12 protein-coding genes are annotated in these 13,189 nt (G+C 53.7%); 6 read left to right on the top strand and 6 right to left on the bottom strand.

Features of this window, described 5'->3' with window-relative positions; all coding sequences use genetic code 11:
* The first annotated feature begins 10 nt into the window (after window positions 1-10).
* From OEU85_RS13320 to OEU85_RS13310, 3 genes are all read left to right on the top strand, one after another.
* Entirely contained in the window at window positions 11-1,795 is a 1,785-nt protein-coding gene (locus tag OEU85_RS13320) for an ATP-binding protein (protein WP_262691992.1), read from the top strand.
* Complete coding sequence (locus OEU85_RS18625) at window positions 1,792-2,268, top strand: very short patch repair endonuclease (protein WP_394805422.1); 477 nt, start codon at window positions 1,792-1,794, stop codon at window positions 2,266-2,268. The genes OEU85_RS13320 and OEU85_RS18625 overlap by 4 nt, the downstream gene beginning before the upstream one ends.
* A gap of 71 nt (window positions 2,269-2,339) precedes the next feature.
* Window positions 2,340-2,831 carry a hypothetical protein gene (locus tag OEU85_RS13310; RefSeq protein ID WP_262691991.1) on the top strand — a complete coding sequence of 164 codons (492 nt, stop codon included), beginning with the start codon at window positions 2,340-2,342 and terminating at the stop codon, window positions 2,829-2,831.
* A gap of 128 nt (window positions 2,832-2,959) precedes the next feature.
* Here the strand turns inward: OEU85_RS13310 and OEU85_RS13305 are convergent, their stop codons facing one another.
* The 4 genes from OEU85_RS13305 to OEU85_RS13290 form a co-directional block, all read right to left on the bottom strand.
* Window positions 2,960-3,934 (bottom strand): tyrosine-type recombinase/integrase, encoded by a 975-nt coding sequence (locus tag OEU85_RS13305; RefSeq protein ID WP_262691990.1) that lies wholly within the window; start codon window positions 3,932-3,934, stop codon window positions 2,960-2,962.
* Between the two features lie 182 nt (window positions 3,935-4,116).
* The gene (locus OEU85_RS13300) at window positions 4,117-5,253 is read right to left on the bottom strand and encodes a DUF5700 domain-containing putative Zn-dependent protease (RefSeq protein ID WP_262691989.1); all 1,137 of its coding nucleotides are present in this window, start codon (window positions 5,251-5,253) and stop codon (window positions 4,117-4,119) included.
* A gap of 36 nt (window positions 5,254-5,289) precedes the next feature.
* Complete coding sequence (locus tag OEU85_RS13295; protein ID WP_262691988.1) at window positions 5,290-5,916, bottom strand: class I SAM-dependent methyltransferase; 627 nt, start codon at window positions 5,914-5,916, stop codon at window positions 5,290-5,292.
* An 82-nt stretch (window positions 5,917-5,998) separates the two neighbouring features.
* Entirely contained in the window at window positions 5,999-6,286 is a 288-nt protein-coding gene (locus OEU85_RS13290; protein WP_262691987.1) for a winged helix-turn-helix transcriptional regulator, read from the bottom strand.
* A 236-nt stretch (window positions 6,287-6,522) separates the two neighbouring features.
* Between OEU85_RS13290 and OEU85_RS13285 the strand changes: the two genes are divergently transcribed.
* The 3 genes from OEU85_RS13285 to OEU85_RS13275 all read left to right on the top strand — a co-directional run bounded on the left by OEU85_RS13285 (window position 6,523) and on the right by OEU85_RS13275 (window position 10,369).
* Window positions 6,523-7,599, top strand: a complete 1,077-nt coding sequence (locus tag OEU85_RS13285) for an NAD(P)H-dependent flavin oxidoreductase (RefSeq protein WP_262691986.1) — start codon at window positions 6,523-6,525, stop codon at window positions 7,597-7,599.
* A gap of 27 nt (window positions 7,600-7,626) precedes the next feature.
* The gene (locus OEU85_RS13280; protein ID WP_262691985.1) at window positions 7,627-8,247 is read left to right on the top strand and encodes a glutathione S-transferase family protein; all 621 of its coding nucleotides are present in this window, start codon (window positions 7,627-7,629) and stop codon (window positions 8,245-8,247) included.
* A gap of 136 nt (window positions 8,248-8,383) precedes the next feature.
* On the top strand, window positions 8,384-10,369 hold the full coding sequence (locus tag OEU85_RS13275; RefSeq protein WP_262691984.1) for a hybrid sensor histidine kinase/response regulator: 1,986 nt from the start codon (window positions 8,384-8,386) through the stop codon (window positions 10,367-10,369).
* 49 nt (window positions 10,370-10,418) lie between these two features.
* Here OEU85_RS13275 and OEU85_RS13270 read toward each other — a convergent pair whose 3' ends face one another.
* A complete protein-coding gene (locus OEU85_RS13270) occupies window positions 10,419-12,134 on the bottom strand; it encodes a sensor histidine kinase (RefSeq protein WP_262691983.1) in 1,716 nt (571 codons plus the stop codon).
* Window positions 12,131-13,057 carry an ABC transporter substrate binding protein gene (locus tag OEU85_RS13265; RefSeq protein WP_262691982.1) on the bottom strand — a complete coding sequence of 309 codons (927 nt, stop codon included), beginning with the start codon at window positions 13,055-13,057 and terminating at the stop codon, window positions 12,131-12,133. The genes OEU85_RS13270 and OEU85_RS13265 overlap by 4 nt, the downstream gene beginning before the upstream one ends.
* Window positions 13,058-13,189 lie beyond the last annotated feature (132 nt).

Raw genomic sequence — 13,189 nt, 5'->3', positions numbered from 1 at the left:
GGAGATAGCTGTGACAGAGGAAGGAAATGGCTGGACGAAAGTTGGCACCGTCGTTGGCAATGCCGGCACTTCTGAGTTTACATTTATTTTGAAGCAATTTCAGGCTCGAGTGGGCGATATTGTCGCGATGCGCATGGAGGTGCCTGCAGATCGGGAAACATCACCTGATCGAGTATATGTTTGGGCTAGGGTTACAGATATCCATCGCTTTAATCCGTTTTTCCCTTATGAAGCAGCGCAAGAAATCGCGGGCGAAGGAATTTCGCTCGAAGATACGGTATTATCTGGTACGCGGGATCAGCTTGAAGCAGTTTGTCTTATTCTTGGTACGACACCGGAAAACAATTTTTCGAGACTTTCTCCACTAACATATCCTGTCAAACCTGCCTCCTCGGTTTGGCACCCTCCTGCAGAAATTGTGAGACAACTTTTAGTTGGCGGACGCGATGGTGAGAGAAATGTTCATATTGGATCGCTGATTGCCCGTTCCGATGTTGCGGTAACACTCTCTGCGCCCAGACTTGTAGCAAGGCATTTGGCTATTTTGGCTATGACCGGCGGCGGCAAGACAGTAGCGGCTCGTCGCATTATAAGAGCGCTGATAGCTCATCATTATCCTTTGCTTATACTCGATCCACATGGTGACTATATTGGGCTTGTGAAGTGTCGGGAACTGCTGCGGCAAGAAGCGCCCGGATGTGAAATCAAGCTCTTTTTCCCAGAACTTCTGGTACAGCGAGATGGTGAAGATTTGATCACAAAGCTTGTGTCGCAAATGACCAGTGGGTTCACCGAGGCTCAAATGAGTTATGTAAGCGCCCTTTACGACAGGCAGGCTGCTGACGAAGCCGAGCCTGCATTCAAGTATATTGAGCGATTGTTGGATCAAATCGGACGAGATATCACAGGAACTAGTGCCCCAGCCGGAACTGGTACAGGCAATTGGAAAGGGACAGTTGGTGCGGCACGCCGAAGCTTCAGAATTGTTCTGGACAAGCTCAAGCGGATGCAACTAACCAGTGAGCAACTGAGAAAAAGTTCTAAGCTGAAGGATTTTCCATTTGAGCCGCTTCCGAGCCCTTTCAGCCAACCAGAAGGGATTATCAGGCCAGGCCAAGTTTCGATATTGTATCTGGGTGGTTATGACCATGTCACACAATGCTCCATAGCAGCTATCACTATGGAGACTCTTTTTGAGTTTCGGTCAAATTTAACTGGGCGAATTGCTCCCTTTATGACGGTCGTTGAAGAAGCACATACCTTTATCCCTTCCGTAAGAGAGGGCACTCAGGATGCACCTTCCCTTCCGGTGATCCGACGTATTATTACCGAAGGAAGGAAATTTGGGACTGGCTTGATGCTCATTTCTCAACGTCCGAGCCGCCTCGATGAAACTATTGTCTCACAGTGCAATTCATATCTGATCCTGCGTCTCGTAAATCCGAGGGATCAAGCATTTGTGAAAACAATTATGGAGAATCTTACTGACGCAGACGCAAAGATGGTTCCTGGTTTTGGCCCAGGTCAGGGGATTGTTAGTGGTCAAGTTGTAAGATTTCCTTTGCCCGTCAGGGTTGATATGGATGTAGATCTACTTGCTTCAGAAATTGGTGATGAGGACTTCTTTGAGCAAGCCGAAGCATGGACGCCAGATACTAAAGCTCCTGCGCGCCTAGAAACGGCCTTGGCCATGGCAACAGTTAATCAGAATCGCCGCAAATCGAAGGGTGCGGAGCCTGAAAACAGCACAGTCGGAAAACGTAAGCGAGGGCGCCCGCCAAAATCAGGTCGGTGAGCGTGGTTGATGTTCTTACACCAGAGCAACGCAAGTTCAATATGCGTAGGATTAAGGGACAAGATACTCGTCTTGAACTGATGGTTAGGCGTGAGCTACACGCGCGAGGCTTTCGCTTCCGACTTCATAGGAAAGACTTACCGGGCAGCCCGGACTTAGTGTTTCCAAAATATAGAGTGTGTTTGTTTGTGAATGGATGCTTTTGGCATGGTCATGACTGTAATAAGTTCAAGTTGCCGACAACACGCAGAGAATTTTGGGAAAATAAGATCACCGGAAATCGTGAGCGAGATAGGCGTGTCATAGCGTTGTTGAATGAAGAAAACTGGCGGGTTTTAACAGTATGGGAATGTGCGATTAGGGGCGCAGAGAGGCTGCCAATGGAAGATGTAATACATAACTGCATTACATTCATGCAATTTGAGACATCCCGATTAGCTAGTGAAATTCGCTCGAATCCTCAGGCACAATAGCTGGACCCAAACTTCTCTAGCTTCTCGTGATGCTGGAGGAAGGTACTAGTTTGAAAAGGAAGCTCGTTTGCATGTCAGTTGATGGCGCGGAATCACTACTTAATGGACTAGCACGTATCGCAGATGCCGATCTTGTCAGGTTGCGGGCAGCGGTTGATGTTGAAATGCGAGATCGAGGAATAGCTTTTACGATCGGCCAGATGGGGGAAGAACTCGTCATCGACTTCTTCAAAAAGACCCCAGGCTGCCCAAATCTAACGCCGGCTGCCACTGGCACTGCCAATGTTGATGCTCTTTCGAGAAAGGGCGAGCGCTATTCAATAAAAACAGTATGCAATGCAAAGAAGACCGGAACGATCTATCCTGACCAAGAAGACAAAAATAAGCAGCTATTTGAATATCTTCTGGTTGTTAAGCTGCGATTGGACTGGACCTTGGAAGCTGTTTATGAATTCGACTGGCGTACGTTTGTCGCTTGTCGAAAGTGGGATAAGCGGATGAATGCTTGGTATATTGGTATATCAAAAAAGAGCCTTGAGTTGGCGAAACAATACAGTGTCTGACGCTCATCCATTGTAACCTTCACATGGCGACTTTGAGGATCATACATAGGGAGGAAGTTGGACAAGACTGTCCTCCCTATGAGGTTCAAAGAACGGTATAGGCAACAACAATTGCTAGGTATATGCCACTATGCCAACTTCGCGGCCAGCGTCGTTGCACTCTCATTGTAGTAGATCATCAAGCTTTTGATATCCCGATGCCCCACCACGCGGGCCAAGGCGAGTACGTCCAGCTTGCGTGCTAGCCGTGTAATTGCCTCATGGCGGGTATCGTGGAAGCGGAGATTCTGAATGTCCGTCTTTGCAACTGCCTTTCTGAACAGTGCGGAGGCAACGCGGGACTCTACCTGCAAATATGTGTCGAGATACTGCTGGCACAGTTCTATCGCACGAGGCGAGAGGGGCACCTGTCGATCATCCCCATTCTTGGTTCGGCTCAGCTGCACATATTTCTTTTCCAAGAAAACGGACGAACTATCCATGCTGCACATCTCACCGAGCCGCATACCGCTCTCGATTGCCAACAGGAAGAACAGTCCAACCAGTTCGCTCTTGGTGCGGACAGGCCGATGGTCGCAGTATCCGAGCGCCAGTATGACCCGGTCGATTTCACCCTGCGAGATCAGTCGGTCGCGGGGGCGTGGCTGGCGGGGGCGGTCAAGGTCGTGGATAGGGTTCTTGAGGAGCCACAGCCATTCCTTGCGTGCCTTCGTGAAGACGGCGGACATCAGGTTCAGTTCCCTGTTCACAGTTGACGGTGACACTTCCTTCAACCGTTTGTCCCGGAACGTGGCCATGTGTTGGGTATTCAGGAATTTCATTGGCACCTTGGCCAATTCATCCTTTTGCAGAGAGGTGAGCCTGATAACCTCCCAGCGCATGCCGCGTTTTAGCGGGGATACCTCTTCGGCATAGCGCCGGAAAGCATCGCCAACCAGAATGTCACCTGCAATCTTGGTGAGTTTCCCCTCCATGATCTCGGCTTCCTTGAGCGTGGCCCATTCCACCGCGCGGGCTTTTGTGCTAAAGGATGCAGACAGATAGTGGCCTTGTTTGCGGATTTCGACGCGCCATGTGTCTCCGCGTTTCCTGTAAGTTGCCATGATATTCTCCTATAATCCGTGGCGTAATTGGCGGCGCACTGACGCCGAATTACGCGGTGGGACATAGAAGAATCTCTAACTCTCGATTTTGGCGGATGACAGCTAAGTTTTTGAAACGAAACAGCTTAGTGGCATCTATCGCTCTTTGGGAAGAACCCCAGGCCTCAGACCGGGGGCACCATTTATTGTATACACATCTCATAGAGCTGGTCATCGGTCCGCGTATCGCTCAGCCGGTTCGCCGCCGTCATCATTGCGTCGCCAAGGGGCGGGGTGGCTTCGCCCGAGGTGTTTACCGCCGCAGCGTTATAAGCGCGCATAAACTGTTCAGGTGGTTTGGCCATAATGCACACCAGCGCTTCGCGGCCATATGTGGCTTCGATATGCCGGGCCATGGCGGCGCCAACGTAATAAAACAGCTGGCCATTATTGCCGCCAAAACCAAGGCTGTAGAGGTCTTTCACCCGCTGCTTCAGTTTACCGTCGTCCTTCAACATTTCCGCGCTATAGCCAAACAGGCGAATAAGATAGGGTATCTGATGATTGGCGCCCTGGGTGGTCCGGCGCAGATAGTCCGATAACATGCCGTTGCCGGTAACGTTGCGGCTGTCAGCGACAAATTCCGCCGTGCCTTCAAGGGTAAGGTTCATGAACAGATAGTCAAACGCGTCATCCAGCGTTTTCACCCGGGCCATGTCTTCCTCAAAGGGGAAGAAAAACTCATACTGCATGTCATGGAAAATTTCATGCGCGGCGATCAGCTTGGCGGTTTCTTCTTCGCTTTCATAGGTGCCGCGCAGGCAGTTCAGCGCCAGGAAAAACTGTCCGTCCATGCTGAAGCCGCCGCATTTGTTGCCCACGACCGAGAGCACCAGGTTGCCCTCATAGTTGAGATCTTTTGGCGCATAGGCGCTCAGGCTTTCGCGCACAAAACTTTCAATTTCGGCCTGCTTGCTTTTGAAGAAGCTGACCGCGCTTTCGAACTTTTTGCGTTCCCGCACAAGATCGCCAAAGGCGTAGGGGTCCTGTGCGGGCACGGTGCAAGCCGAGGCAGCTTCAAGTCCTGCGAGGAAGGCACCGAATGAGCGGGTTTCGGAAAGGTTTGAATGGTGCTTTATCTGGCTCTGCAGCGCGGGATTGGCCTTCAATGCCTCCGCGTTCACCGGCTTGTGCGAACACACCATGCCGATGAGATACTCGGCAAGGGAGCTGTCCACATTGATCGTGATAGACCGCGCTACAGCACTGCTTGTCAGGGCAAGCCCCAAGGCGAGGGCACCGACCATGTGTTTAAGGGTTTTGCCGAATATGATTGCCATCATCACTTCCCCGCTTTGATCGCTATCGGTATGTTATCAGGCCGCAGGTTTCCTCAGCACCATGAACACGGCTTTCTTTGGCCCCGGCCGCCAGTTATGCTCAATCTCGAACCCGGCAGCCTTGACTTCGGCTTCCAGCTGTTTTGCAGTCAGAAAGTCCACATAGGGCGCCTGCCCAAGCCACTGGGCGACAGGAAGAATAAACTTGAGAAAGCCATAGCCGTCGCTCAGGCATACGGTGCTGGTGATGAGAAGCCCGCCGGGCCTGAGCATCGCGTAAGCGCGGCGGATCACATCCTGCCGGTTCGGCAGCAGGTGCAATATCGAAAGCGCCAGCACCATATCGAGACTGCCATTTGCAACCTCAAGGTCATCGACGGAGGCGCATTCGAAGGTGATGTTGGTGACGCCTGTGGCCTCGGCCTTCTCCCGCGCGATGGTGAGCATGTTCTCGGAAATGTCGGTGGCGCGAATATGTTTCACGTGGGGCGCGTGCAAAAGCGCGGTGCTGCCGGTGCCGCAGCCAATCTCCAGCAGCTCCATCTCCGGAGTGAAATGGCCGCGGGTCAGTTCCAGCTTTTTTTCATATGCGGCCGGATCGGCGATGGCCGATTTTGAATAGCGGTCAGCTGCCTTGTTCCAGAAGGTTTTCGACGTTCTCATGATTTCCCCCATCACTGTCGCATCGTGGTTATTATTTATGGTTGCATACACATGTGGGGATGAATGTGTTGATGTGTAGGCCTCAGGCCGAATTTTGTCGTTCCTTGATGCGGTGGCCCACGTCGACGATAGCCTCGATCGCGGGCAACAATTCCTCGCCAAGGTCGGTCAGGGAATATTCCACTGTGGGGGGCGATGTGGGCATGACGTTGCGGTGAATAATACCGTCAGCCTCCAGCCGTTTGAGCCGCGTGGTCAACACCTTGGCCGATACACCCTGGATATCGTCTTTCAGTTCGCTGAAACGGCGCGGCCCTTTGCTCAGGTGCCACAGGATGTTTGGGGTCCAAGTGCCGCCAATGATCGCCATACATTCGCTCAGCGGGCATCTATAGGGTGGGGGGCTGACCTTGCTTTTGCGCCGTGCGATCATGGTGTGGTGCAAGCCTTTTCATAAAAACACAATATTTATAAAGAGTTACCTGATGATCACGTCCTTACCAACTGGTAACCTCATAATGTCAGTTACTTCTTGAAACTAACTATGCCGTGGTTATCTGGTTTCGTAAAGTTTGTTTACTTTGACCAGCGAGGAGGCACGGCAACATGTGGTTCAATACACCGGTTACAGAATCCCTTGGCATCAAATACCCGATCATTCAGGGGCCGTTTGGAGGCGGCTTTTCCGCACCGGAACTGGTGGCAGCCGTATCCAATGCCGGTGGGCTAGGCTCCTTTGGTGCCCATAACCTGACACCGGGCGAGATTGGGACTGTCACCCGCGAGATTCGCACCCTGACGGACAAACCCTTTGCGCTCAACCTGTGGGTTTCGGTCGCGGACGCGGACGGGCTAGGCCTGACGGCTGAGAGGTACGCCGAGGCACTGGATTTTTTCCGGCCCTATTACGATGAACTGGGCATGCAGGCCCCGCCGCCGCCTGAAGGCCATGTGGAGGATTACATAGGCCAGATAGAGGCACTGATTGAAGCAAAGCCCGATGTGTTCAGTTTTGTTTTTGGCATCCCATCGGCAGATGTGCTGGCGCGCTGCCGCAACGCGGGGATCAAGACCCTGGGCGCGGCCACGACGGTAGCGGAAGCCAGGGCACTTGAAGACGCGGGCGTGGACATTGTGCTGGCCACCGGCTTTGAAGCGGGTGGGCACCGACCATCCTTCATCAAGGCCGCGGAGCGTTCGCTTGTCGGCATGCTGGCACTGGTGCCGCAGGTACGCGACGCTGTGCGCCTGCCGGTGGTGGCCGCAGGCGGCATAGGTGACGCACGCGGTGTGGCGGCGGCGTTCACGCTGGGCGCTGACGCGGTGCAGCTTGGCAGCGCGTTCCTCGCCTGCGCAGAATCCAATACCAGCGACCTGCATCGGGAGCTTCTGTTCAGTACGGCGGCGGATGAGACGGTTTTGTCCCGTGCATACACCGGCCGGCTTGCACGCTTTATGCCCAATGAGTTTGTTGAGGCTGTTGATGCACACCCCGGCGCCCGGTTGCCGTTCCCGCTCCAGGCGTGGTTTACCACACCGCTCAAGAAAGCGGCGCTTCTGGCTGACCGGCCTGAGCTGGCCTCCTTTTACGCCGGGCAGGGTGCGCCGCTTCTCAAACACCGCCGTGCGGCGGATGTGGTGGCCGCGCTGGTGGCCGACCTTGATGCCCGATTTTCCAACTAACCGACCCTGACGCTCAAAGAGGAGACAATGATGTACACACTTTATTATTCCCCCGGCGCCTGTTCGCTGGCAATCCACACGCTGTTGATAGAAAGCGACCAGCCATTTGACGTGGTGAACAAAAACGACCTTGAGGATTTTTCCACCATCACGCCGCTTGGCGCCGTGCCGGTGCTCAAGATTGGGAATGAACTAATTCGGGAAGGCGCGGCGCAAGCGCTGTATCTGATTGAAAAACACGATCTTGACCTACTGCCAAAAGCGGGCAGCCCGGACCGTGCCAAGGCGCTTGAATGGCTGCTGTTTGGCAATGCCACCATGCATCCGGCCTACAGCAAAATGTTTTTCTCACTGCGCGCCATCAGTGACGAGGCATCCAGACATGAGGCACTTCAAGTGGCCGCAGGAGTGGCGGGCAAGCTGTGGGCGCTGGTGGATAAACAGCTGGCGAAAACCCGGTTTGTAACCGGCGACAAGCTATCGGTCGCCGACATCATGCTGGCTGTGTATGCCAACTGGGGTGGCTATTTCGACGTGGACATCCCGCTGGGGGCCAATGTGCGCCGCATGTTGGCGGAAGTGTCAGCATGGCCTTCGTTCGCGAAAGCGCTGGCAGCTGAAGGTGTTGAATACCGTGCTGCAGCTTAAAACCTGAAGAGATGCCAGCAAAGCCACCCCCGGCATGGGTCCTGAGGGTGGCTTTGTTTTATGGTGCTTTAACCACCGATTAACTCAATACCAAGTATAAACATCTGGCCAGCGGGGACATGAATGTTGGGTGTTGATGACAAAAAAGTACAAACAGCGCATTCTCTCGGTCTGTCTGGCCTTCCTTCTGGTAGGGCTGAGCCTGTTGTATTGGCTTCAGAAAGCACAACAGCAGGAGCATCTCGCACACTCCACCGACCTTCTCGCCCAGTACCGGGCATTCCTTGAAGAAGCTCTGGTTCAAGACCTTGCCCTTACGGCAAGCCTGAAGTCCTATATTTCGGTGGAACCGGAGCTCACGCAGGAAGAGTTCGCCAAATTTGCAAAAGACCTGCTGACCCAGCGCAACCATATCCGCAACATGGGGGCCGCGCGCGACTTTGTGATCAGCCATATGTACCCGCTTGAGGGGAATGAAAAAGCCGTGGGGTTTGATTTTCGGGCTCAGTCCGGGCAGATGCCCATGGTGCAAAAAGCAGTTGATGAGCGCACGATTGTGCTCGCGGGGCCGCTGAGCCTTGTGCAGGGCGGTCAAGGCATTATTGCACGGCAACCGATCTTTCGCTCCGATAATGGAGAGCTGTGGGGTGTGGTGTCCGTGGTGATTAACGCTGAAGCCTTGTTTGAAAGTATAGAGGGGCTGGTTCAGGGCGCGGAATTTGCGCTGCGCGGCAAAAATGCGATGGGCGCTGAAGGTGACATGATTTTCGGGGACCCGGCCCTGTTTTCATCATCATCTGCCGCACAGTCAACCGTGCGCCTGCCTTATGGTGCATGGCAGGTGGCAGCCCGGGCAGATTATCAGACGGGCAAACGCCTGATGCCCATAGCCGTGCTTGCGGTTTTAATGGTTCTTTTTGCGCTTACCATCAAGGTCATCAAACGGCAGGAGGAGCACGAGCAGGAACTTCTTGAGGCCAAGCAGCGCGCGGAGGAAGCCAGCCGTGAAAAGTCGAAATTTCTCGCACATATGTCGCACGAAATCCGCACACCGATGAACGGTGTTATCGGAGTGATCCAGTTATTGAACAAGGGCAAACTGGACGCGGAGCAAAGGGACTTGCTGGACATCGCGTGTGCATCGGCGCAGAATTTGATGTCTGTTATCAACGACATACTGGATTTTTCCAAGATCGAAGCCCATCAGCTTGAGATTGAGCATCGTGCTTTCGACCTTGAAGATGTGCTTGATTATGTTGTCAGTAATGTCAGGAGTTGTGCGGAAAACAAGGGCATAGACTTTGAACTGGTGAAGCAGGATGACGTGCACCGTTTCTGGATCGGCGATGAAGTGCGGATCGGGCAGATATTACTCAATCTGGTATCGAACGCGGTGAAGTTTACTGAGGCAGGGCGTGTACAGCTTGAGGTTATGTCCCGGCAGGATGGCCGGCGCCGGTCATTGCAGTTTGACATATCCGATCAAGGTATCGGCATGACTCAGGACGAGATTACCCAGCTTTTCCGGCCATTTACGCAAGCGGATGCATCTATCAACCGGCGTTTTGGCGGCACCGGACTCGGGCTTGTCATTGTCAAGAACCTGGTGGACCTGATCGGAGGCAAGATACAGGTCTATAGCCAAAAGGGAGAGGGGACGCTGTTTCGGGTGCACTTGCCTCTGCGTGCGAATGACGCGCCAGTGCAGGGTGAGGCAGAGGTTGATACAATGGCGCCGGATCTGGCCGGACTGACGGTGCTGCATGCGGAAGATGTTGAAATTAATAGCATGATTTTCAACCGCATGATGTCAGCCACGGATTGCACAATTGTGCGTGCACGGGACGGTGAAGAAGCTGTGGCAAAATTCCGGGATGTCAGGCCGGACCTCGTTTTCATGGATATTCAAATGCCGGGTGTAGATGGCATTACAGCGACAAAACGCATTCGTGAAATGGATGGTACTGTTGCAGTATACGCGCTGACGGCGAATGTCACGCAGGAAGACGTTGCCAAATACACGGCGGTTGGTTTTTCCGGTGTGCTTGCAAAGCCAACCAAATTGTCCGACCTTTACAAGTTGTTGCGGCAATTCAAGCCGATCCAGCCTGAAAACGCCTGAGCGGTCGAGGCAGCGACAGCGCTGTGACCGGCCCGGCAACAATACCTGCCTAAATATAGTCGAAATCGTTTCCGGGGTCGCTGCTTTCGGGCGGTTCAGGGTGTATAGGAAGCGTGAGATATATCCGGGTGCCAGCGCCTTTTTCTGATTCAATGCGCATATCGCCTTTCATCAGCAAGACAAAATGCTCCACCAGGGGCAAGCCAAGCCCGGTGCCCGAACCTTCTTCCTGCTGTACGTACATATGGTCGCTGACTTGTGAGAAGGGTTGCAGCGCCACTTCGATTTCCGCATCGCTCATACCGATCCCGGTGTCTGTCACCGTCAGGCAGTATGTGTCACCGGATTCTGTCGCGGTAATGGAAACGCTGCCGTCTGCTGGTGTGAATTTTACCGCATTTGATACTAGGTTGATAATCACCTGCTTGAGGATGCGGGCATCGGTTCGTATCTGGATCGGAGGACAATCGACGCTGCAGGAGAGGTTTTTACGCTCAATGACGGGTTGGCTGATCGCAACGGCACCCTCGACGATGTCATCGAGTAGAGCGTCACGAATCTGCAGCTCAAACCGTCCCGCCTCCAGTTTGGAAAGGTCAAGTATATCATTGATGATATCCAGAAGATGTTTTCCGCTGTCTCGAATATAACCAAGGTACTCCTGCTGTTGCTCAGGCTTCACCATGATGTCCTGTTGAAGCATTTCCGAAAACCCGATGACGGCATTGAGAGGTGTGCGCAACTCGTGACTCATGGAAGCAAGAAATTTTGACTTGGCGATATTGGCGGCCTCTGCTTCTTCCTTGGCGAAGGTCAGTTCCATGGTGCGCTCGACAACCATCTGTTCCAGGCGGTCCTTTTGCTCGGCCTGTGCACGGTCATGCAGCTTCAACTCCTCAAGCATGTCGAGGAAGGCACTTTGAAGCGTTGCCAACTCGCCGGTTCTACCACGAAGGTTTGCTGCCGCTATTTCGCTCAGGGCTTTCTCATTAAGTGCATCCTCAAGGCCGGTGCGCTTGATTTTACGTGCGACGTCGGTCAGCAGTTCCAGAGGGCTCAACCAGCGGCGCAACAAGGTGGATGCGACCAGAAGCCCGACAACTGCCAGTAAGGCGGCAACAAGCCCGGCGCGCGAGACGAGGGTGTCTATCTGGTCCTGCACCCTTGCTGTTGAAAGACCTAGTCGCACCATGCCAATCAGGCGCGGGCTTTCTGAAGGCACCGCCTCACGGCCCTCGTCGGTGAAGGGGTCGCCATTGGTGTCGCTGATCATGTCGCGCATGACCGGTGCCCCGATATGGTAGCTGACCTTGTCTGCGGCCTTGCTGGCACTCAGGTGCTGTATGGTCAGTTTTTGTCCGTCAAGCGTCTCCTGAATTACAATGGTGTCGCCGATCCTGCTATGGTTCTCAGGCAGGCTGAAAAGCGTGGTGCCGTCGCCATCGATAACATCAATATACCGGATATCCGGATCAATCAGGTATGGCGACAAGGCCTCCCGCAGGATTTTTTTGTCTCTGACCAGAAGCCCCAGTTTGGCATTTTCAGCAATGCTTGCGGCCGCAGCTCGACCGCGTGTTTCAAGGTCTGCGGTCATCAGTTGGTTGGACATGCCGACAAAGACAAAAGCCATCATGCCACCAACGGCTACCACCAGAAACACGAGGAAGGCAATCGCGCGGGAGCGCAATGTAGAACTGTTCTTATCGCTGTTAGGCCCGCCAACGGGCATCACGTTCTGTGCCGGATTTTTTGGATCGCTCATCTGAATACTACCCTCATACCGGGTATGCGTTCCCTAACCGCGCCGAGAGCGCCTTTGAACGAGCGCTCGTTCACCTCCAGCACGAAGCTGCTTTCCGGATGGGCGTCCAGAGAAGGTGGCGTATCGGTTAATACGGCATCCACTGCGGCGGCAATCTTTTGCGCCAGATTTTCCGTGCTCAGGGACAGGGTCGCCGTCATCCCCATGTCTACGAGCGCAGGCGAATAGGCAAAGGTGGGCACACGGTTCTCAAGGGTCAGGCGCAGGATAAACTGAATGGTGTCGCTGTTGATGACAAGGCTATCCCGCAGAAAAAGCAGCCCGTCGGTTTCCCGGATCGCTTGTCGCAGGCCAGGGCTAATGTCATCAAGGTGGTCCACATAATAAAAGTTGACGCTCAAGCTATTGGCAGTTGCCGATGCTATGATCTCATCGCGAAATGGTTCGATGGTGCTGCGGCGAGCCAGAAACCCCACTCGCTTCATCTGCGGTGCCAGCGCCTTGAAGGCATCCAGTTGCATCGCCAGACTGGGCGTAATCGCAAATTCCTGAACGTGGCGGCTGCTACCCGACAGTGGCAACGCTTGGGGATGCAAGGTGTGGAATATAGGTGTTTTTTTCAAGTCACCGGTGACAACAGTGGTGGCCTGTCGGCCGAGGGTGATGACCAAGTCAAGCTGCTTGTTGGCTTCGCGTGCTTTCAGCTCGGCAATGATTTCCCGCCCGATCTGGGGGCTGCGCTTCATGTCCATATATTGTATCTGGCCACAGCGTGTGCAGTGACGGCTGATTGCCTGAGCAAGGCCGATGCTTTCGTCCGACTTGTGGCTGTCGACAATAATGATCTCGGCACGGGCGTATGGCTGGACCGCAAGCATGACGACCAACAGCGCAACAGGTAACGCTCGATGAGCGGTTCCCACTATTCGGCATCCATGCTGCCAAATTCGCCGGATCATAGATACTCCTGCCTACGACCCCCCAACACTGAAACCAAGTTTATGCCAGTGTAGCCTTCAGAGGCCAGTATTTATTGTTAGAGCATTAAGGTTAGG

Source organism: Kordiimonas aestuarii, assembly GCF_025574465.1.
Taxonomy (GTDB): domain Bacteria; phylum Pseudomonadota; class Alphaproteobacteria; order Sphingomonadales; family Kordiimonadaceae; genus Kordiimonas; species Kordiimonas aestuarii.
The sequence above is the reverse complement of the archived record's forward strand: the minus strand, read 5'-3'. Positions and strand labels throughout refer to the sequence as shown.